The sequence below is a fragment of the Streptomyces sp. NPDC034086 genome (assembly GCF_055575515.1).
Genome location: NZ_JBVISM010000010.1, coordinates 164,830 through 185,299, shown reverse-complemented (window position 1 = coordinate 185,299; position 20,470 = coordinate 164,830). Strand labels below are relative to the sequence as shown.

Sequence of the window (20,470 nt, the reverse complement as noted above, 5' to 3'; positions counted from 1 at the left end):
GCTAGGCCGTCTTGGCCAGGAACGCCAGCAGGTCCTGCCGGCTCACCACGCCGGTGGGCTTGCCCTCGACCAGCACGATCGCCGCGTCGGCCTCGCCGAGCACCGCCATCAGCTCGGACACCGGCTCGCCGGAGCCGACCTGCGGCAGCGGCGCGCTCATGTGCTTCTCCAGCGGGTCGCCGAGCGAGGCCCGCTGCGCGAACAGCGCCGCCAGGAGCTCCTTCTCCACGACCGAGCCGATGACCTCGGCGGCCATCACGTCGGGGTGGCCGGCGCCCGGCTTGACGATCGGCATCTGCGAGACGCCGTACTCGCGCAGCACCTCGATGGCCTGGCCGACGGTCTCCTCCGGGTGCATGTGGACGAGCGACGGGATGCCGCCGTCCTTGTCGGCGAGGACGTCGCCGATGCGCGCGGCGGGGCCCGCCTCCTCCAGGAAGCCGTGCCCGGCCATCCACTCGTCCGAGAAGATCTTGCTGAGGTAGCCGCGGCCGCTGTCCGGCAGCAGGACGACGACCACGTCGTCCGGGCCCAGGCCCTCGGCGGCGCGCAGCGCGGCGACGACCGCCATGCCGCAGGAACCGCCGACCAGGAGGCCCTCCTCCTTCGCCAGGCGGCGGGTCATCTGGAAGGAGTCCTTGTCGGACACCGCGATGATCTCGTCGGTGACCTCCGGGTCGTAGGCGGTCGGCCAGAAGTCCTCGCCGACACCCTCGACGAGGTACGGGCGGCCGCTGCCGCCGGAGTAGACGGAGCCCTCCGGGTCGGCGCCGATGACCTTGACCTTCCCGCCGCTGACCTCCTTGAGGTAGTTGCCGGTGCCCGAGATGGTGCCGCCGGTGCCGACGCCCGCCACGAAGTGCGTGATCTTCCCGTCCGTCTGCTCCCACAGCTCCGGACCGGTGGTCTCGTAGTGCGAACGGGGGTTGTTCGGGTTGCTGTACTGGTCCGGCTTCCAGGCCCCCGGGGTCTCGCGCACGAGGCGGTCGGAGACGTTGTAGTACGAGTCCGGGTGCTCCGGGTCGACGGCGGTGGGGCAGACCACGACCTCGGCGCCGTAGGCGCGCAGCACGTTGATCTTGTCGAGGGAGACCTTGTCAGGGCAGACGAAGATGCACTTGTAGCCCTTCTGCTGGGCGACGATGGCGAGTCCGACACCGGTATTGCCGCTGGTGGGCTCCACGATGGTGCCACCGGGCTTGAGGGCACCGCTCTGCTCGGCGGCCTCGATCATCCGTACGGCGATCCGGTCCTTCACGGAACCGCCGGGGTTGAAGTACTCGACCTTGGCAAGCACGGTGGCCTGCAGGCCTTCGGTCACGCGGTTGAGCTTCACCAGCGGGGTGTTGCCGACGAGGCTGATCATCGAGTCGTGGAATTGCACCATGTTCTCCAAGAAGGGGACTCCACGGGTTCTCCGGGAGGTCCGGCCAGAGTAAGCGGAAAGGGATTGGCCGACCGGCAGTACGGGGCAGGAAGGTCAACACGACGGAGGAGGTGGCTCGGAGGATGTCCAGGGCGAGGACGGCCCGCCGGATCGCGGCGGGGGCGGCGTACGGCGGGGGCGGACTCGGGCTGGTCGGGGTCGCCGCGGTCGGGCTGGTCCTGGCGGAGGTGCAGTTCGCGAAGCGGACGGTGGGCAACGGGCTCGGCGATCCGCCGCGCGCCGACGGCCTGTACGGGAGCGAGTTCAGCGGGCCGGAGCTGAGCCCGGGGCCGCTGCGGATGGGCATGCTGGGCGACTCCACCGCGGCCGGGCTGGGCGTGCACCGGGCCCGCCAGACCCCGGCGGCGCTGCTCGCGTCCGGGCTGGCGGCGGTGGCCGAACGCCCGGTGGAGCTGCGCAACGTGGCCCTGTCCGGGGCCATGTCGGACGACCTGGACCGCCAGGTGAGCCTCCTGCTGGACGGGAACGGCCCCGCCCCGGACGTCTGCGTGATCATCATCGGCGCGAACGACGTGACCAAGCGGATGCCGCTCACCCAGTCGGTGCGGCTGCTGACGGCCGCCGTACGCAGACTGCGGCTCGCGGGCTCCGAGGTGGTGGTCGGGACCTGCCCCGACCTCGGCACGATCGAGCCGGTGTACCAGCCGCTGCGGTGGATGGCCCGCCGGGTCTCGCGGCAGCTGGCGGCGGCCCAGACGATCGGCGTGGTGGCGCTGGGGGCGCGGACGATCTCGATGGGGGACCTGCTGGGCCCGGAGTTCGCGGCGAACCCGCGCGAGATGTTCGGCCCCGACTCCTACCACCCTTCGGCGGAGGGGTACGCCACCGCGGCGATGGCCGTGCTGCCGACGCTGTGCGCGGCGCTGGGGCTGTGGCCGGGCTCCGACCGGCTGGACGTCTCCCGGGACGAGGACATGCTGCCGGTGGCGAAGGCGGCGTCCGCGGCGGCGGGCGAGGCCGGTACGGAGGTCACCCCGGCCCGCGGACCGTGGGCCCTGCTCAAGCACCGCCGTCGCCGGCGCCTCCCCGAGACCCAGAACCCGGAGCCCGCCGCCGACCACGCGTGACCGCCGCTCCGCGGGCGCGCCTCCGCCGGGCCTCCGGCGGGCCGCGACGGGCCGCCCGGGCCGTTCACGCGGTCCCGACGCGGGCGGCGGCACCATGGGGAGAGCGACCGGCATCACATCCCGACCCCGGTGACCTCGACGGTACGGGGCGGTAACTTCGCATGCGGTCCCGCAACGACGCACCCCCTTGGAGTCCCGATGCCCGAAGCCGTCATCGTTTCCACCGCCCGCTCCCCGATCGGGCGCGCCGGCAAGGGCTCGCTCAAGGACGTCCGCCCGGACGACCTGACCGCCACGATCATCCAGGCGGCCCTCGCCAAGGTCCCCGAGCTGGACCCGCGCCAGATCGACGACCTGATGCTCGGGTGCGGCCTCCCCGGCGGCGAGCAGGGCCACAACCTCGCCCGCATCGTGGCCGTACAGATGGGCATGGACTACCTGCCCGGCACCACGATCACCCGTTACTGCTCCTCCTCCCTCCAGACCTCCCGCATGGCGCTGCACGCCATCAAGGCGGGTGAGGGCGACGTCTTCATCTCCGCCGGCGTCGAGACCGTGTCCCGGTTCGCCAAGGGCTCCTCCGACGGCCTGCCGGACACCCACAACCCGCTCTTCGCCGACGCCGAGGCCCGTACCGCCGCCGTCGCGCAGAGCGAGGGCAGCGACTGGCACGACCCGCGCGAGGACGGCCTGATCCCCGACGCCTACATCTCCATGGGGCAGACCGCCGAGAACCTGGCCCGGCTCAAGGGCGTGACCCGCCGGGACATGGACGAGTTCGGCGTGCGCTCGCAGAACCTCGCCGAGGAAGCCATCAAGAACGGCTTCTGGGCGCGCGAGATCACCCCCGTCACCACCCCGGACGGCACGGTGGTCAGCAAGGACGACGGCCCGCGCGCCGGCGTCACCCTGGAGGGCGTGGAGGGCCTCAAGCCCGTCTTCCGCCCCGACGGCCTGGTCACGGCCGGCAACTGCTGCCCGCTCAACGACGGCGCCGCCGCGCTCGTCATCATGAGCGACACCAAGGCGCGGGAGCTGGGCCTGACCCCGCTGGCGCGGATCGTCTCCACCGGTGTCACGGCCCTGTCCCCCGAGATCATGGGCCTGGGCCCGGTCGAGGCGTCCCGGCAGGCCCTGAAGCGGGCCGGGCTGACCGTAGGCGACATCGACCTGTTCGAGATCAACGAGGCCTTCGCGGCCCAGGTCATCCCGTCCTACCGCGACCTGGAGATCCCGCTCGAGAAGCTGAACGTCAACGGCGGGGCCATCGCCATCGGTCACCCGTTCGGGATGACCGGTGCCCGGATCACCGGCACGCTGATCAACAGCCTCCAGTTCCACGACAAGCAGTTCGGCCTCGAGACGATGTGCGTCGGCGGCGGCCAGGGCATGGCCATGGTGATCGAGCGCCTGTCGTAGTCGGCCGGGGCCCCGGCTCGACCGGGACCCCCAGGCCCCGCAAGGAATCCTCGAGGTCCGCGCGCTCTACTGACGGCGGATCCAATCCCGTCGCGGCCGACCTGTGACCGAATCTCCCCCAGGATGTGACCTTTGTCCTGGGGGAGCGGCATTTGCCCAGGTCAGACGCGGTCCCCCGGGGCCCGCAAGGACGAAAGACCTGTCCAATTCATGACGTAATGCACTGCACGCCATTCACAGCACGGGACAAGCTGATGTAGGAAGTCGGGGGATCGAATCAACCAGGAGTTAGTCAGTGAGCGCCATGTCTCTTGCCCTGCTGCTGACCACGGCCGCTGCCACGGCCGTGGGCGCTGCTGCGCTGCACGCCGTCCACGGACTGCGCAAGCAGGTCACCGCCCTGCGCGGTGAGCTTGCGGTGTCGGCCCACCCGCGCGCCGCGGCCGTTCCGCACGCCCGCAGCGCGGTGCAGTCCCCCGCCGCCGAGATACGAGCCGCCGTGGCCGAGGCCCTGGCCGAGGAGCGCGAGCGCGAGCTGGCCGAGGCGCGGGCCTTCTGGGCCGCGCAGGAGGCCCGCGACGCCGCGGACGCGCCGTCCCTGCTGGGCGGCCTCTCCGGCCTCGGGGAGGACAGCCCCGTCTTCCTGCCCCGGCAGGCGGACCTGGTCGGCCTGGAGCCGGTCCTGGGCGACGACCTCGCCGACGAGTACCCCGAGGATTCGGCCGAGCTGGCCGCGGCCCGCCGCCGCCACCCCTCGCACCCGGACTTCGTCCCGGTGCAGCCGCACCCCGGCGCCGACCACGAGCGCACCGTCAGCCGCCTGGAGGAGCTCGCGGAGGCCCGTACGGCCCTCGCGGACGTCCGGCCGGGCCCCCTGGGCACCCTCGACGTGTACGTCTTCACCGACGGCACCACGCTGTGCATGACCCCGGGCCACCGGGAGACCGCGGAGCGTCTCGCCGAGGCCCTGCGCTCGGGCACCGCCCCGGTGCTGCTCGGCGGTTCGGGCATCTCGGGCGCCTACGCGCTGACCTTCTCCTGCGGTGACGCCGAGGACCCCGACAGCAACGTCTACATCCTGGCGGACCGGGTCATCGCATCGCTCTGATCTCCGCCCGCTCCACCAGCGCCACGGCCTCGTCCAGCATCTCGGACGGGGCCTTCGCGCCGTCCGGGCCTCCGCCGGCCTCCGCCGCGCGCAGCGCCTCGGCGAGGTCGAGCCCGGCCACGGCCACCTGGTCCCCGACGACGAAGAGGCCCGCGTCCGGCACCACACGCGCCGGAGCCGCCCCCTCCGGCGCCTCCAGCCGCTGGGCCCGCGACGCGAGTTCCCGGGCCAGCTCCAGGGCCTCGGCGGCGGCGCCCTTCAGCAGGCGGCTCTGCGGCGCGGCACGCAGCCGGTCGGCGAAGCGTTCCACGGCGGCGTCCAGGGGTGAGGTATCGAGCACCCGGCCGACCTTACGCGCCGTCGCGGCACCATTGCCAACGGGCGGACTCTGCGGCACGGTGACGTGAAGAGAACAGCACGGCGACACCCTCCGGAGGCGCCCATGTCCGTAGAGTTCTCCGAGCGGACCCACCGCAACATGATCGACAGAATCCCCCAGACCACCGGTCGTGAGATCTCCGACTGGCTCCGCACCGTCGACGAGGGCCCCTCCCTCGTCCGGTTCGAGGAGAAGGTCAGCTGGCTGCTCGGCGCGCACGACCTGTCGTACGGCCAGGCCAAGGCGATCATCCACGAGCACGGCCTGCGCAGAGCGGCCCGAAGGTTCGGCTGAGCCGCCCGGCGGCCCCGTCCCCCTCACGGGCCCGGGACGCGGGAAGGCCCCGCGAGCGGTGCGCTCGCGGGGCCTTCCCGGTGTCCTGCCGGCTCGGTCCCGGCCGGTACGGCTAGTCGTCGCCCGAGAGGATCTGGAACAGGCGCAGCAGCTCCAGGTAGATCCACACCAGGGTCAGCGTCAGGCCGAAGGCCGCCAGCCAGGCCTCCTCGCGCGGAGCGCCGTACGTGACGCCGTCCTCGACCTGCTTGAAGTCCAGGGCCAGGAAGCAGGCGCCCAGGATGACGCCGACGACGCCGAAGACGATGCCGAGCGGACCGCTGCGGAAGCCGAGGCCGTCACCGCCGCCGAACAGCATGAACAGCGAGTTCGCCAGCATCAGCAGGACGAAGCCGAGGGCCGCGGCCATCACGAAGCCGGTGAAACGGCGGGTGACGCGGATCCAGCGCATCTTGTACGCGACGAGCACCGCGGCGAAGACGCACATCGTGCCGAGCACGGCCTGGACGACCACGCCGGGGCTGATGTAGGTGCTGGTCACCATCGAGATGACGCCGAGGAAGACGCCCTCGAACGCCGCGTAGCCCAGGATCAGCGCCGGCGTCGGCTTGCGCTTGAAGCTCTGCACCATGGCGAGGACGAACGCGATGAGCGCCGAGCCCACGGCGACGCCGTAGGACTTGCCCACGTTCGCCGGGTCGACGGGCAGGGCGAGCCACGCGAGGGTCGCGGTGACGATCAGGGTGCCGAGCGTCATGGCCGTACGGGTCACGACGTCGTCGATGGTCATCGCGTTGCCGCGGACCGGGGTCGCCGGCATGCCGGTGGCCGGGTCGGTGGCGTAAGGATTCGTCGCGTACGGGTTGGGCGCGGTCCCGGCCTGCGCGTGCTGCGCCTCGAAGCCCGCGTAGCCGCCGTTGTCGCGGCTGAACCCCCGTCGCGAGAAGACCGGGTTACTGCTCCTCATCTCACTCCTCCATGGCCTCCGTGTGTGGCCTTGCTTCAAGAGTAATGCGCTCGCAAAGAAAGCACCCTACTGCTGGAGGAGGATCTTAGGAGAAGGTACGGCGAAGCACCGGGGATAAACGGTGGAGCCGCGGAAGTGCCCGGAGCCGGACTTGAACCGGCACGGCCCGAGGGCCAGCGAGGTTTAAGCTCGCCGTGTCTGCCTTTCCACCATCCGGGCAAGGCGCGGCGGGGCCCCGTGGAAAATGCCTTGTACGCAGTGATGAGCCTATCCGGAAGACCATGCCCGGCCGAGGGCCCTCTATCCGATGTTGTCTGATTTTATTGGCGATTGAGGGGGCGTCAGGCCCGATAAGTCGCGGTCGGCCCCCTTCCGGTCGACGCTGCGCACCGCCCCGGGATTGACCTGATTCCGCTGCCCTGCGCCACCCCGCCCGCCACCCCGGGCCACCCCCTGCCCGGCCCCCCGCGAGCAGCCCTCCCGTCATACCAGAGGAGGAGACGCCGCCGCTCGCGGTCAGACTCCAGTGGGCCGTCGAACGGGCACCTCGGCTGATCCCCGGCGGGGGTCCCCCCGGCGAGGATGGAAGGGTCCCGGCAGCTCGCAGAACCGTTCGACAGGAGTCCCCCACGTGACCGCCATGAACTACGCCCGGCACACCGCACAGGCACAGGCCGTGGCCGCCCGCGCCACGCAGCTCTCCAAGGTGTACGGCCAGGGCGAGACCCAGGTGGTCGCACTGGACAACGTCTCCGTCGACTTCGGCCAGGGCCGGTTCACCGCGATCATGGGCCCCTCGGGCTCCGGCAAGTCGACGCTGATGCACTGCGTGGCCGGCCTGGACACCTTCTCCTCCGGCTCCGTCCGCATCGGCGACACCGAGCTGGGGTCCCTCAAGGACAAGCAGCTCACCCAGCTGCGCCGGGACAAGATCGGCTTCATCTTCCAGGCGTTCAACCTGCTGCCGACCCTGACCGCCCTGGAGAACATCACCCTCCCCATGGACATCGCCGGCCGCAAGCCGGACAAGCAGTGGCTGGACACCGTGGTGGAGATGGTCGGCCTCTCCGGGCGCCTCTCCCACCGGCCCACCCAGCTCTCCGGCGGCCAGCAGCAGCGCGTCGCCGTGGCCCGCGCCCTGGCCGCCCGCCCCGAGATCATCTTCGGCGACGAGCCGACCGGGAACCTGGACTCCCGCTCCGGCGCGGAGGTGCTCGGCTTCCTGCGCAACTCGGTGCGCGAGCTCGGCCAGACCGTCGTGATGGTCACCCACGACGCCGTCGCCGCCTCCTACGCGGACCGCGTCATCTTCCTCGCGGACGGCCGCATCGTCGACGAGATGCACGCGCCCACCGCCGACGGCGTGCTCGACCGGATGAAGGCCTTCGACGCCAAGGGCCGCACCAGCTGACCCGGAGCCGGACCGCCCCGCCCCGCGGAGCTCCCGCGCCCTCCTCACAGACCTCCAGCCCCAGGACCGAGATCCCCATGTTCCGTACCGCCCTGCGCAACGTCCTCGCGCACAAGGCGAGGCTGCTGATGACGGTCCTCGCCGTCACCCTCGGCGTCGCCTTCGTCTCCGGCACCCTCGTCTTCACCGACACCCTCGGCAAGTCGCTGGCCGGCCAGTCCGCCAAGAGCTACAGCGGCGTCGCCGTCTCCGTCACCTCCTACGGCCAGGCCCGCGGCCAGGACGGCCGGAAGGAGGGGGACCCCGGCATCAGCCAGCAGACGCTGGAGAAGGTCAGGGCCGTCAAGGGCGTCGGCTCGGTCGCCGGCCGCGTCTCGGGCTTCGCCGGCGTCGGCGACGAGAACGGCAAGCTGATCGGCACCGGCTGGGCCAACAAGGGCTCCAACCACGCGCCCGTCAAGGACGGCCGCGACCCCCGCTACACCTTCACCCAGGGCACCGGCCCGGTCCGGGACGACCAGGTCGCCCTCGACAGGGAGACCGCCGCCAAGGGCGGGTACGAGACCGGCGACAAGGTCCGCGTCGCCACCAACGGCCCGGTCCGCGAGTTCACCCTCTCCGGCGTCTTCACCACCGAGGACGGCGCCGTCAACGCCGGCGGCAGCCTCGTCCTCTTCGACACCAAGGTCGCGCAGGAGCTCTACCTCCAGCCCGGCTTCTACGACGAGCTCTCCGTCGCCGCCGCCCCCGGCGCCTCCGCCGAACGGCTGCTCGCCGACATCAAGCCGCTCGTCGACGGCAAGACCACCAAGGCCCAGACCGGCGCCGCGCTCGCCGCCGAGCAGGCCAGGGACATCGAGAAGGGGATGAGCAGCATGAGCACCATGCTGCTCGCCTTCGCCGGCATCTCCCTGTTCGTCGGCGTCTTCCTGATCTACAACACGTTCACGATGCTGGTCGCCCAGCGCACCAAGGAGCTGGCCCTGCTGCGCGCCGTCGGCGCCAACCGCGGCCAGGTCATGCGCTCGGTGCTCTCCGAGGCGCTGGTCGTCGGCGCCCTCTCGGCCGCCATCGGGCTGGCCGGCGGCATCGGCCTGGCGGTCGGCATGCGCTCCCTGATGGACTCCCTCGGCGCCAAGATCCCCGCCGGGGACCTGGTCGTCGCCCCGGGCACGGTCATCGCCGCGCTGGTCATCGGCGTCCTCGTCACCACCCTCGCCGCGCTGCTGCCCGCCTGGCGCACCGGGCGGATCGCCCCGGTCGCCGCCATGGGCAGCGCCCACCTGCCGGCCACCGCCAAGTCCCTCGTGCTCCGCAACGTCATCGGCTCCGTCACCAGCCTCCTGGGCATCGGCGTCGTCCTCCTCGGCGTCTCGATGGGCGGCGACGGGCGCGAGGTCATCGGCGGCGGCGCGGCCCTCCTGCTCATCGGCATGATCGTGCTGCTCCCGCTGCTCTCCCGGCCGGTCATCGCGGCCGTCCGCCCGGCGCTCCAGAAGGTCTTCGGCGTCCCCGGCAAGCTGGCCGCCCAGAACGCCGTGCGCAACCCGCGCCGCACCGCCGTCACCGCCGCCTCGCTGGCGATCGGCCTCACCCTCGTCACCACCATGTCCGTGCTCGGCGTCACCATGGGCAGGGCCGTGGACCGGATGAGCACCGACAAGCTCAAGGCCGACTACAAGGTCACCATGTCCGGCGGCAACGGCAGCCTGGACGAGTCGGTGGCCGAGACCCTGGCCAGGGCCCCCGGCGTCAAGGCGGTCTCCCCGCAGGCCGACGGCTACTTCAAGACCGGCGACGACTTCCGCGCGGCCTCCGGCGTCAACCCGGCCGCCATCGGCGAACTGCTCAACATCAAGGTCGTCAGCGGCTCGCTGGACAGCCTCGGCAAGGGCGAGGTCGCCGTAGCCGAGAGCACCGCGAAGAAGCAGCGGCTCACCGTCGGCTCCGCCCTGCCCGCCCAGTTCGAGGACGGCCAGAAGACCACCCTCAGGGTCGGCGCCGTCTACGAGGACATGGAGGGCCTGCTCTCCCCGTACGTCCTGGACAACAAGATCCTCGGCGGGCACACGGACGAGCAGTACATCCGCGAGGTGTACGTCAACACCACCGGCGGCCAGTCCAAGGCGAGCCAGCAGGCGGTCATCGACGCCCTCGGCAAGAACCCGGCGATGACCGTCGCCACCCGGCAGGACATGCGCAACGAGATGGGCGGCATGATCAACACGATGCTGAACGTCATGTACGGCCTGCTCGGCATGGCCCTGATCATCTCGGTGCTGGGCGTGGTCAACACCCTGGCGATGTCGGTCTTCGAGCGGACGCAGGAGATCGGCATGCTGCGCGCCATCGGCCTCGACCGGGCCCGGGTCAAGAACATGATCCGCCTGGAGTCCGTGGTCATCTCGCTCTTCGGCGCCGTCCTGGGCATCGGCATCGGCGTCTTCCTCGCCTGGGCCGTCGGCTCGACCCTCGAGAAGGCGGTGCCGGACTACGCACTGGTCCTCCCCTACGGCCGGATCGGCGTCTTCCTCCTGCTGGCCGCCGTCGTCGGCGTCCTGGCCGCCATGTGGCCGGCCCGCAGCGCCGCCCGGCTGAACATGCTGACCGCCATCAAGACCGAGTAGCCGGCGCGGCCGCCACGGCGGTGCGCGGCGTACGCGAAGGGCCCCGGCGCACCCGCCCCGGGGCCCTTCGCGTACGCGGCCGGCGCCGGGCCGCAGGTCCGGCTACCCGCCCCAGACGCGCGCCCGCAGCGGCATCCCCGAGGCGCCTCCGTCCACGGGCCGTACCGCCAGCACCTGGTTGACCCCGAGGCGGCCCCGCTCGAAGCCGAGCGCGGAGGCCGCCATGTACAGCAGCCACACCCGGGCCCGCCCGGGCGAGGTGAGCCCTACGGCCTCGTCCCAGTGCCGCTCCAGGCGCGCCACCCAGGCCCGCAGGGTCAGCGCGTAGTGCTCGCGCAGCGCCTCCACGTCGCGGACCTCGAAGCCGGCCTTCTCCAGCTCGCCGACGGTGGTGCCGATCGGGGAGAGCTCCCCGTCCGGGAAGACGTACGCGTCGATGAACTCGTCCACCCGGTACGCCTCCTCGTCGGCCTCCGGGGGACGGGCGATCTGGTGGTTCAGCAGCCGGCCGCCGGGGGCCAGCAGGGCGTGCAGGATCCCGGCGTACTCCCGGTAGCGCTCGGAGCCCACGTGCTCGGCCATGCCGATGGAGGAAATGGCGTCGTACGGACCGTCCTTGACGTCCCGGTAGTCCTGCACCCGGATCTCGACCCGGTCGGTCAGGCCCTCCTCCGCGATCCGCTTGCGGGCGTACGCGGCCTGCTCGCGCGAGAGGGTGATGCCGGTGACCCGCACCCCGTACTCGCGGGCCGCGTGCAGGGCCATGGAGCCCCAGCCGCAGCCGACGTCCAGGAGCCGCTCCCCCGGCTCCAGGCCGAGCTTGCGGCACACCAGGTCGAGCTTGTCCCGCTGGGCGTCCTCGAGGGTGCCGTCCGGGGTCCAGTAGGCGCAGGAGTAGACCATCGAGGGGCCGAGGACGCGCTCGTAGAAGTCGTTGCCCACGTCGTAGTGGTGGCTGATCGCCTCGCTGTCGCGCTTCCTGGAGTGGCGCGGCCCGCCGCGGCGGACGGCCTCCTCCGGCGGCGGCGCGGGCGGCGTCCAGGGGCGCGCCAGGGCCACGAGGTCGCGTACGGCGCTCCGTGCGGCCGGGTCGCGCAGGAGCGCGGCGGTCCCCGCGGCGGCGGAGCCCTGCCCGGGCAGGTGCGGACGCAGGGCGGCGAGCCTGGCCGGCCGCGTACGGGCGGGGGCGGGCGCGGCGGGCGCGCGCTCCCAGAGCAGGCCGGCCACCCGGTCGAGCAGTGCGAACAGGTCGCCCTCGACGGTCAGCTCCCCGGCGACCCACGCGCGCGCGAGTCCGAGCTCGCCCGGCTTCCACAGGATCCGGCGCAGGGCGCGGCGGTGGTTGATCACCAGCACGGGGCCGGCGGCGGGGCCGGCCTCACTGCCGTCCCAGGCCCGTATCCGCACGGGCACGGGGGCGCCCAGCAGGGTTTCGGCAATCGCTGCCAGCCGCGGCGCGGCGTCGCTCATCTCAGGCACCTCCAGAAGGTCGTGGAACGACTTCCCACTTCCCTTCCGGGGCAATCACCGCCGACCGCCCGTTGGAGCGGCCTTCGAGCGGGCCTCCAGCCGCCCGCGTCCGGCCCGGGGTAAGGGCCCGTCCGGTCCGGCGGCGGCCGCTCCGGCCGGGAGCCGGGCACGCCGAAGGGGCCGCCCGCACCACGGATGGCGGGCGGCCCCTTCGGGGTCGTGCTCAGTGACCTGCCGGAACGGCCCGGGTCAGGAGGCCTTGGCCTTCTCGGCCGGGGCAGCGGCGGCGGCCGGGGCCGGCGCCGGCTTGGCGGCCTCGTAGAACTCCTCGCGCGGGGTCTCCAGCGCTCCGAGGGAGACGACCTCGCGCTTGAGGAACATGCCGAGGGTCCAGTCGGCGAAGACGCGGATCTTGCGGTTCCAGGTCGGCATGGCCATGCCGTGGTAGCCACGGTGCATGTACCAGGCGAGCCGGCCCTTGAGCTTGATCTTCATCTTGCCCATGACGATCATCGCGACGCCCTTGTGGAGGCCGAGGCCCGCCACCGCACCCTTGTTGGAGTGCGCGTACTCCTTCTGCGGGAAGCCCCGCATGCCGGAGACCACGTTGTCGCCGAGGACCTTGGCCTGGCGCAGCGCGTGCTGGGCGTTCGGCGGGCACCAGGCGTTCTCGACGCCGGCCTTGCGGGCGGCGACGTCCGGGACCTGGGCGTTGTCGCCGGCGGCCCAGATGTAGTCCGTGCCCTGGACCTGGAGGGTCGGGGCGGTGTCCACGTGGCCGCGCGGGCCCAGCGGCAGGCCGTAGCGGGCCAGCGCCGGGTTCGGCTTGACGCCGGCGGTCCACACGATGGTGTTGGAGTCGACCTCGAGGCCGTTCTTCAGCACCACGTGGCCGTCCACGCAGGAGTCCATGGAGGTGTTGAGGTAGATCTCGATGCCGCGGGACTCGAGGTGTTCCTTGCCCCAGGTGCCGAGCTTCGGCCCGACCTCGGGAAGGATCTTGTCGGCCGCGTCGACCAGGATGAAGCGCATGTCCTCGCGCTTGATCGTGGAGTAGTACTTCACGGCGTCGCGGGCCATGTCCTCGACCTCGCCGATCGTCTCGGCGCCGGCGAAGCCGCCGCCGACGAAGACGAAGGTGAGGGCCTTGCGGCGGACGTTCTCGTCCGTCGTGGACTCGGCCTTGTCGAGCTGCTCGAGGACGTGGTTGCGCAGGCCGATGCCCTCCTCGACGCCCTTCATGCCGATGCCCTGTTCGGCGAGGCCGGGGATTGGGAAGGTGCGGGAGACGGCGCCGAGCGCGATCACCAGGTAGTCGAAGGGCAGCTCGTACGCCTCGCCGACCAGCGGCGTGACGACGGCGACCTTGCGGTCCTGGTCGATGGTGGTGACCCGGCCGGTGAGAACCTCAGCCTTGGGCAGCACGCGTCGCAGCGGGACGACGACGTGCCGAGGCGAGATGTTGCCTGCGGCCACTTCGGGGAGGAAGGGCTGGTAGGTCATGTACGACCGCGGGTCGACGACCGTGACGGTCGCCTCGCCGTAGCGCATCTTCTTCATGATGCGCTTGGCCGCGTACAGGCCTACGTACCCACCTCCTACTACGAGGATCCTGGGACGCTCCGTGGTGCTCATGGAACGAGTATCCAGCACCCCAAGGAGTGACGCTCGTGAGCCCCTTCACAAGGTGTCCCGGGGCCTCTGTTACACTGCGCGGCCCGCGTGACCCAGGTCATGGGGCGCAACGGGAACCAACAGGTGGCGGGAGTCGTTGTTCACCCGTCCTGAACTGGCCTCCAAGGCTTCAACCGGACTGGACCACTGGGTTTCGTCCTTACCTCTGATACGAAACCCGTTGCGGCCGCGCATCGCACAAACAGGTGCTGAAACGGCCCTGCGACCCCCAAGAAGGTCCCGAAGGGCCCTGTTGTTGACCCGGCGGAGCCTTTTTCCTTGTGAAGAACTTCACGAACCTCGTTCCCGCAGAGGCACTTTCGGCCGCTCCGGGGGCCCCTCACCGCCCCCGCACTGCCGCCGCACCGGGCCCCCTCCCCCTGCCCACCAGCCACCCATCGGGCGGAACACGATGTTCAGCGGGAGGAGCGCACCGCCCGGTGCGTCGGGGCCGGCGGCCGTCGCGGCGTGTACCGCCCCGCTGGACGCAGAACGCGGCGGCGGTGCTCCGGCGGGTCCGCCGGAGCACCGCCGTCCGGCCGGGCAGCAGGTCAGGGCCGCCGCTCGTCAGCCCCGGCCTCTTCGGCGGCCCTGAGGGCGATGCCGTCGAGGATGTCGTGCTCGGAGACCACGACCTCGGCGGCTCCGATCCGCTCCATGATCGCGAGCAGCACCAGGGCGCCCGCGCCGATCACGTCGACCCGGCCCGGGTGCATCACGGGGATGGCGGCGCGCTCCGCGTGCGTGGCGGTCAGCATGCGGCCGCTGATCTCGCGGACCTGCTCGTAGGAGATCCGGGCGTGGTGGATGGCCGACCAGTCGTACGCGGTCAGGCCCAGGGCGATCGCCGCGACCGTGGTCACCGAGCCCGCCAGGCCCACCAGGGTGCGGGCCTCGGCCAGCGGGACCGTCTCGGCGGCCAGGTCCAGGGCCGCCTCGATGTCGGCCCGCATCGCGGTGATCTGCGCCGGCGTCGGCGGGTCGGTGACCCGGCCGTCCACCACCAGGTGGCGCTCGGTCATCCGTACGCAGCCCACGTCCACCGACCGGGCGGCGCGCACGTGCTCCTCGCCGACGACGAACTCGGTCGAGCCGCCGCCGATGTCCACCACCAGGAACGGCCGCTCCAGGTGCTCGTGGGCGACGAGTTCCCCGGTCGCGCCGGTGAAGGAGAGCTCCGCCTCCTGGTCGCCGGAGATCACCTCGGGCTCGACCCCGAGGATGTCCACGACCCCCCGGACGAACTCGTCCCGGTTCTCCGCGTCGCGCGACGCGGAGGTGGCGACGAAGCGGACCCGCTCGGCGCCGAACTCCTTGATCACGGCGGCGTACTCGCGGCAGGCCGCGAAGGTGCGCTCCAGCGCCTCCGGGGCCAGCCGGCCGGTCTCGTCCACGCCCTGGCCGAGCCGGACGACGGTCATCCGGCGGTCGAGCTCGACCAGCTCCCTGACGGCCCCTTCACCGGGGGCGCCGCCGGAGACCGCGCAGTCGGCGACGAGGAGGCGGATGGAGTTCGTGCCGCAGTCGATGGCCGCGACCCGGGTCACTCGGCCCCCTCCGCGCTCTTCTCCCCGCACGGCGTGACGCACGCGCCCTTCGCCCACCACTCCGGCAGCATGGCCAGCGCCTCGTCGCCGAACGGGTTCACCCCGGGACCGGCGGCCAGCGAGTGGCCCACCAGCACGTGCAGGCACTTGACCCGGTCCGGCATGCCGCCGGCGCTCGGGAAGCCCTGGAGCACCTCGATGGCGTCCCGGCGCCGGATGTAGTCCTCGTGCGCCTTCTGGTACGCGGCGGCGAGCTCGGGGTCCTCGGCGAGCCGGGCCTGCATCTCCTTCATCACGCCGTTGGCCTCCAGCGTGCCGATCGCGGAGGCCGCGCGCGGGCACGTCAGGTAGTACAGGGTGGGGAAGGGGGTGCCGTCGGGCAGCCGGGGTGCGGTCTCGACGACGTCCGGCTGGCCGCAGGGGCAGCGGTGCGCGATGGCGCGGAGCCCGCGCGGCGGGCGGCCGAGCTGCTGCTCGAACGCCTCGATGTCCGCGTCGGTCGGCTCGGTCCGGTCGGTCTGGGGCGGGGGCGTCTGCATGCCTGGAGGAAGTCTCTTCGTTCGGTCGTACGTGATGGGTGGGTCATTCGCCGGGACGGTCGGCCTTGTCGACGCCGTCCCAGACGTTGGAGTACCAGGGCCGGTCGGAACCGTCCTGACCGCCGCGGCGGTGCTCCGGGGCCGCGGCTCCGGGGTCGCTCATGATGTAGCCGATCTCCCCCGGGCGCAGGAAGTGCAGGTGCTTGCGCGCCTGCTGCTCCGCGTAGGCGGGGTCCTGCCAGCGGGCCTTCTCGTCGCGGAGCTGTTCGAGGCGCTTGCGCGCGGTGTCGGCGGCCCGCTGCTGGTCCGTGATCTCCGAGCGCTGGGAGACGTACTGGCGCATCGGATACGCGAGGGCGACGACCAGCGTACAGAGGACGAGCACCAGCAGCGCCGCCCGGCCGGTGAGCCGGCTGCGGCGGATGTGCCGGCGGGACTGCGAGCGGTAGACGTGGGCCGCGGTCCGTTCGCCGAGCTGCCTGAGCCGGGTCGCCGTCGAGAAGGTGGAGAACCGGTCCCGGTTCCCGGTCATGGCCCCGCCTCCCCTGTGCGCGCACTACGCAATACGTCCCCGCCCACGGTACGGGACCGAGTGCGGGGACGTACGGAGGCTCAGCCCCAGGGGGTGTCCCGAGGGGCCGCGCCCTGAAGGCGTGTCAGCCCTTGAAGCGCGGGAAGGCGCTGCGGCCGGCGTACACGGCGGCGTCGTCGAGGATCTCCTCGATGCGCAGCAGCTGGTTGTACTTGGCGACGCGGTCCGAGCGGGCCGGGGCGCCGGTCTTGATCTGACCGCAGTTCACGGCGACGGCGAGGTCGGCGATGGTGACGTCCTCGGTCTCGCCGGAGCGGTGCGACATCATGCACTTGAAGCCGTTGCGCTGGGCCATCTCGACGGCGTCGAGGGTCTCGGTCAGGGAACCGATCTGGTTCACCTTCACGAGCAGGGCGTTGGCGGAGCCCTCCTCGATGCCGCGGGCGAGGCGCTCCGGGTTGGTGACGAAGAGGTCGTCGCCGACGATCTGGACCTTGGAGCCCAGGCGGTCGGTGATGGTCTTCCAGCCGGCCCAGTCGTCCTCGAACAGCGGGTCCTCGATGGAGACGAGCGGGTACGCGTCGACGAGCTCGGCGTAGTAGTCGGTCATCTCGGCGGCCGAGCGGGACTGGCCCTCGAACTCGTACTTGCCGTCCTTGTAGAACTCGGACGCGGCGACGTCGAGCGCGAGCGCGATGTCCTTGCCCGGGGTGTAACCGGCCTGCTTGACGGCCTCGATGATGAGGTCGAGCGCGGCGCGGTTGGACTCCAGGTTCGGGGCGAAGCCGCCCTCGTCGCCCAGGCCGGTGGACAGGCCCTTGGTGTGCAGGACCTTCTTGAGGGTGTGGTAGACCTCGGCACCCCAGCGCAGCGCCTCGGAGAAGGACTCCGCGCCGATCGGGGCGATCATGAACTCCTGGATGTCGACGTTGGAGTCGGCGTGCGACCCACCGTTGAGGATGTTCATCATCGGAACGGGCAGCAGGTGCGCGTTCGGGCCGCCGAGGTAGCGGAACAGCGGCAGGTCCGAGGCCTCGGACGCGGCGTGCGCGACGGCCAGGGAGACGCCGAGGATGGCGTTGGCGCCGAGCGAGCCCTTGTTGTCGGTGGCGTCGAGGTCGAACATGGCCTGGTCGATCAGGCGCTGCTCGGTGGCGTCGTAGCCGACGAGCTCCGGGCCGATCTGCTCGATGACGGCGAGGACGGCCTTCTCCACGCCCTTGCCCATGTAACGGTTGGGGTCACCGTCACGGAGCTCGATGGCCTCGAAGGCACCGGTGGAGGCGCCGGACGGAACGGCAGCACGGCCGGTGCTGCCGTCGTCGAGGCCCACCTCGACCTCGACCGTGGGGTTGCCTCGGGAGTCCAGGATTTCCCGGGCTACGACGACGTCGATGGACGGCACGAGCATCTCCTTCTGGGATGTGACGCTGGGTGTGCGGTGGCGCGGGGGCCGTGGGACGGCCCTGCCGACTAGAGCCTAACCGGCTCGGGGCGGTGGGCTGCCCGACCGCCCGGGTCCTGGGACGAAAAAGGTGCCGAATGCGCGCCTTCCGGGACATAGGGCCCTCGCTCCCGCGCGTTCCGCGGTCGTCCGGGGCTCGGAAGCCGGAGGTCCGGTTCCGGTATGCGGGTACCGGCGCACGACATGCCGCCGCCCGGCGCGTAGGGGTACGCGCCGGGCGGTGGGGATGCCGTGGGGTGCCGCGGGAGTTACGCGGACGTTCAGGCGAGCTTCAGCTTCTGGCCCGGGAAGATCAGGTCGGCGTCGGAGACGGTGTCCTTGTTGAGCTCGAAGAGCTTCTCCCAGCCGCCCTTGATCTTGTGGGCGTCGGCGATGGTGCCGAGGGTGTCGCCCTCCTTGACCACGTAGGAGCCGTTGCCCGTCTTCGGGGCCTCGGTCTTCGGGGTCGACGGCTTGGACGGGGTCCAGTTGCCCGAGCCGGAGCCGGAGCCCTTGGTCTCGGTGTCGGCCTTCGGCGTGGACGGCTTCGCCGGGGCGGGCTTGGCCGGGGCCGGCTTGGCCGGAGCGGGCTTGGTGGCGGGCTTCGGCTTGGCCGGGGTGGCCGTGCCGCCGCCGTTGTACGCGGAGTTGGACAGGCCGACGCCGCAGTGCGGCCAGGCGCCCTTGCCCTGGCCCTTGAGGACCTTCTCGGCGATGGCTATCTGCTGGGCCTTGCTGGCCTGGTTGGCCTGCGAGGCGTAGGCCTTGCCGCCGTACGCCGCCCAGGTGGAGGCCGAGAACTGCAGGCCGCCGTAGTAGCCGTTGCCGGTGTTGATGGACCAGTTGCCGCCGGACTCGCAGGCGGCGACCTTGTCCCACTCGGACGCGGTGGCGGCGCTGGCGGTGCCCGCGGCCATCAGCGGGGCCGCGACGGCGACACCGGCGACACCGGCGAGCGTGACGATGCGGACGGCCTTGGAGCCGCGGCGGTGCTTGCCCTTGCCGGAAAGCAGCATGGATTTCTCCTCACCGACGCCTTCGAGGTGAGCTGTCGGGTTCGGGCGGATGAGTTGCCCGGTCACGCGGCGCGGCGCGTGTCTTCACCCCTAGCCGGTACGCGGCCGTATCCCAACGGCCTCTCCCGGCGCCTACCTTGGTTCCCCCGCTCCTGCCTTCGGCGCTTGCGCGACGACTGTTCCCTCCGTCCGCCGGCAGGATTCGGCGATGCGGTCGAAGGAGCCCGCGGTGGCGAGCGATTCAGAAGGTAGACAGGTCTCTCCCCGATGTTCAACGTGTGATTTTGGGGAGAAACCGGCCTACTTGCGTTCCTCAAAGGCGCGTTTGCGCAGGTCGGAGCGGGGTTTACGGAAGTTCCGGAACGAGACACGCCAGTTGACCGGAAGAGATGCATGTCTCATTTGCCGATAACGGACATTCAAGTCTTATTGGATGCCCGAACTGCCCCTATTCCTTGGTTAGATCCAGGTTCTGGCCCGGCTTGATGAGGTCCGCGTCCCCGCCGATGACCTGCTCGTTGGCCTTGTAGAGCTCGTTCCAGCCCCCCTTGAGCCCCTTGGCGTCCGCGATGGCCGCGAGGCTGTCGCCCGGCTTCACGGTGTACGTGGGGTCGCCGGCGGCGGCTGACGCCGTGCCAGGCGCCGCCGGCAGCTCGACGGCGGCCGGGCCGCGGTGCTTGCCCCCGCCGTCGCCCGTCTCGGCGGCCGGGGCGGCCGACGGCGTGCCGGACGGGGCGCCCGGGACGGCCGGGGCGGTCGGCGTGAGGCCCGGGACGGCCGGGGCCGTCGGGCCGGTCGGGGAGGCGGGGGTGCCGGGCGCCGTCGGGGAGACCGGGGCGACGGGGGTGCCCGGGGCGGTCGGGGAGACCGGGGGCGTGGTGGGCTGCCCGGTGAAGTCCGGCTCGGGCATGACGGGCAGTCCGCTGGAGGGGCCGAGCGGGTAGTCCGGCAGCACGCTCGGGCCGGTGGACGGGGCGTTCGGCGCCGGGGTGGGGGCCCCGAAGTCCGTGGAGGGCTTGCCCTTGCCGGTGACCGGCACCGATTCGTCCGGCCGGGTCGGGGTGGGCGCGACGGGTCCGGGGTTCTTGTTGTCGCCCGGGTCCACCTCGGGCTTCGGCCCCTGCTGGGTCAGCCCGGCCGAGGCGGAGCACAGCGGCCACGCCTGGGGGCCCTGGGAGGCCAGCACCCGTTCGGCGACCGCTATCTGCTGGGAGCGGCTGGCGAGGTCCGGGCGCTCGGCGTACGCGAGTCCGCCCGCGTTCTTCCACTGCTCCAGCGTGAACTGCAGCCCGCCGTAGGCGCCGCTGCCGGAGTTCGCGCTCCAGGTGCCGCCGCTCTCGCAGTCGGCGACCTTGTCCCACGTGGCGGTGTCGGCCGCGCTCGCGCCGGTGGCGGCGAGCAGCGGCATGGCCAGCGCGGAGCCGGTGACTCCTGCGGTGACGACGATCGCGGGTACCTGGCGGGGGCGTCTGTGGCGGCCGTTCCCGGGAAGCATGAGACTGCACCTTTCGTATAACGGCGGGGTAACG

General features: G+C 71.9%; 17 protein-coding genes, 1 tRNA gene and 1 riboswitch. Of the genes, 6 read left to right on the top strand and 12 right to left on the bottom strand.

Going from position 1 to position 20,470, the window contains the following annotated elements; translation table 11 throughout:
* Nucleotide 1: 1 nt before the first annotated feature.
* A complete protein-coding gene (locus tag ACZ514_RS22770) occupies nucleotides 2–1,384 on the bottom strand; it encodes a cystathionine beta-synthase (protein ID WP_468167927.1) in 1,383 nt (460 codons plus the stop codon).
* Between the two features lie 125 nt (nucleotides 1,385–1,509).
* Here ACZ514_RS22770 and ACZ514_RS22765 point away from each other — a divergent pair, with 125 nt between their 5' ends.
* The 3 genes from ACZ514_RS22765 to ACZ514_RS22755 all read left to right on the top strand — a co-directional run bounded on the left by ACZ514_RS22765 (nucleotide 1,510) and on the right by ACZ514_RS22755 (nucleotide 5,041).
* Nucleotides 1,510–2,514 carry an SGNH/GDSL hydrolase family protein gene (locus tag ACZ514_RS22765; RefSeq protein ID WP_468167797.1) on the top strand — a complete coding sequence of 335 codons (1,005 nt, stop codon included), beginning with the start codon at nucleotides 1,510–1,512 and terminating at the stop codon, nucleotides 2,512–2,514.
* Between the two features lie 198 nt (nucleotides 2,515–2,712).
* Entirely contained in the window at nucleotides 2,713–3,933 is a 1,221-nt protein-coding gene (locus ACZ514_RS22760; protein WP_469125514.1) for an acetyl-CoA C-acetyltransferase, read from the top strand.
* Between the two features lie 304 nt (nucleotides 3,934–4,237).
* A complete protein-coding gene (locus ACZ514_RS22755; RefSeq protein WP_468167925.1) occupies nucleotides 4,238–5,041 on the top strand; it encodes a hypothetical protein in 804 nt (267 codons plus the stop codon).
* On the opposite strand, the gene ACZ514_RS22750 is transcribed toward ACZ514_RS22755, so the two are convergent.
* Nucleotides 5,025–5,381 carry a hypothetical protein gene (locus ACZ514_RS22750; RefSeq protein WP_468167793.1) on the bottom strand — a complete coding sequence of 119 codons (357 nt, stop codon included), beginning with the start codon at nucleotides 5,379–5,381 and terminating at the stop codon, nucleotides 5,025–5,027. The two genes, ACZ514_RS22755 and ACZ514_RS22750, sit on opposite strands and share 17 nt — an antisense overlap.
* Nucleotides 5,382–5,483: 102 nt before the next feature.
* Here ACZ514_RS22750 and ACZ514_RS22745 point away from each other — a divergent pair, with 102 nt between their 5' ends.
* Complete coding sequence (locus tag ACZ514_RS22745; protein ID WP_388939178.1) at nucleotides 5,484–5,714, top strand: DUF4287 domain-containing protein; 231 nt, start codon at nucleotides 5,484–5,486, stop codon at nucleotides 5,712–5,714.
* Between the two features lie 112 nt (nucleotides 5,715–5,826).
* Here ACZ514_RS22745 and ACZ514_RS22740 read toward each other — a convergent pair whose 3' ends face one another.
* Nucleotides 5,827–6,681, bottom strand: a complete 855-nt coding sequence (locus tag ACZ514_RS22740; RefSeq protein WP_468167791.1) for a Bax inhibitor-1/YccA family protein — start codon at nucleotides 6,679–6,681, stop codon at nucleotides 5,827–5,829.
* A gap of 136 nt (nucleotides 6,682–6,817) precedes the next feature.
* A tRNA-Leu gene (locus ACZ514_RS22735) sits at nucleotides 6,818–6,900 on the bottom strand.
* Between the two features lie 421 nt (nucleotides 6,901–7,321).
* Between ACZ514_RS22735 and ACZ514_RS22730 the strand changes: the two genes are divergently transcribed.
* Together ACZ514_RS22730 and ACZ514_RS22725 are read left to right on the top strand one after the other, a co-directional pair.
* Nucleotides 7,322–8,092, top strand: a complete 771-nt coding sequence (locus tag ACZ514_RS22730; protein WP_468167923.1) for an ABC transporter ATP-binding protein — start codon at nucleotides 7,322–7,324, stop codon at nucleotides 8,090–8,092.
* Between the two features lie 77 nt (nucleotides 8,093–8,169).
* Nucleotides 8,170–10,719 (top strand): ABC transporter permease, encoded by a 2,550-nt coding sequence (locus ACZ514_RS22725; RefSeq protein WP_468699415.1) that lies wholly within the window; start codon nucleotides 8,170–8,172, stop codon nucleotides 10,717–10,719.
* Between the two features lie 102 nt (nucleotides 10,720–10,821).
* Here ACZ514_RS22725 and ACZ514_RS22720 read toward each other — a convergent pair whose 3' ends face one another.
* From ACZ514_RS22720 to ACZ514_RS22685, 8 genes are all read right to left on the bottom strand, one after another.
* Nucleotides 10,822–12,189, bottom strand: a complete 1,368-nt coding sequence (locus ACZ514_RS22720) for a class I SAM-dependent methyltransferase (protein ID WP_469125513.1) — start codon at nucleotides 12,187–12,189, stop codon at nucleotides 10,822–10,824.
* A gap of 249 nt (nucleotides 12,190–12,438) precedes the next feature.
* Nucleotides 12,439–13,824 (bottom strand): NAD(P)/FAD-dependent oxidoreductase, encoded by a 1,386-nt coding sequence (locus ACZ514_RS22715; RefSeq protein WP_467888964.1) that lies wholly within the window; start codon nucleotides 13,822–13,824, stop codon nucleotides 12,439–12,441.
* A 590-nt stretch (nucleotides 13,825–14,414) separates the two neighbouring features.
* A complete protein-coding gene (locus tag ACZ514_RS22710; protein ID WP_468167785.1) occupies nucleotides 14,415–15,410 on the bottom strand; it encodes a Ppx/GppA phosphatase family protein in 996 nt (331 codons plus the stop codon).
* A complete protein-coding gene (locus ACZ514_RS22705; protein WP_468167783.1) occupies nucleotides 15,407–15,949 on the bottom strand; it encodes a DUF501 domain-containing protein in 543 nt (180 codons plus the stop codon). The genes ACZ514_RS22710 and ACZ514_RS22705 overlap by 4 nt, the downstream gene beginning before the upstream one ends.
* A 43-nt stretch (nucleotides 15,950–15,992) precedes the next feature.
* Nucleotides 15,993–16,481: an FtsB family cell division protein gene (locus ACZ514_RS22700; protein WP_467888956.1), complete on the bottom strand. Its 489-nt coding sequence runs from the start codon at nucleotides 16,479–16,481 to the stop codon at nucleotides 15,993–15,995.
* 124 nt (nucleotides 16,482–16,605) lie between these two features.
* Nucleotides 16,606–17,892: a phosphopyruvate hydratase gene (eno, locus tag ACZ514_RS22695; protein WP_388939192.1), complete on the bottom strand. Its 1,287-nt coding sequence runs from the start codon at nucleotides 17,890–17,892 to the stop codon at nucleotides 16,606–16,608.
* A gap of 314 nt (nucleotides 17,893–18,206) precedes the next feature.
* The gene (locus tag ACZ514_RS22690; protein ID WP_468167781.1) at nucleotides 18,207–18,941 is read right to left on the bottom strand and encodes a transglycosylase family protein; all 735 of its coding nucleotides are present in this window, start codon (nucleotides 18,939–18,941) and stop codon (nucleotides 18,207–18,209) included.
* A gap of 2 nt (nucleotides 18,942–18,943) precedes the next feature.
* Nucleotides 18,944–19,115, bottom strand: a riboswitch (cyclic di-AMP (ydaO/yuaA leader).
* A gap of 274 nt (nucleotides 19,116–19,389) precedes the next feature.
* Nucleotides 19,390–20,436 carry a LysM peptidoglycan-binding domain-containing protein gene (locus ACZ514_RS22685; RefSeq protein ID WP_468699412.1) on the bottom strand — a complete coding sequence of 349 codons (1,047 nt, stop codon included), beginning with the start codon at nucleotides 20,434–20,436 and terminating at the stop codon, nucleotides 19,390–19,392.
* Nucleotides 20,437–20,470: the final 34 nt, after the last annotated feature.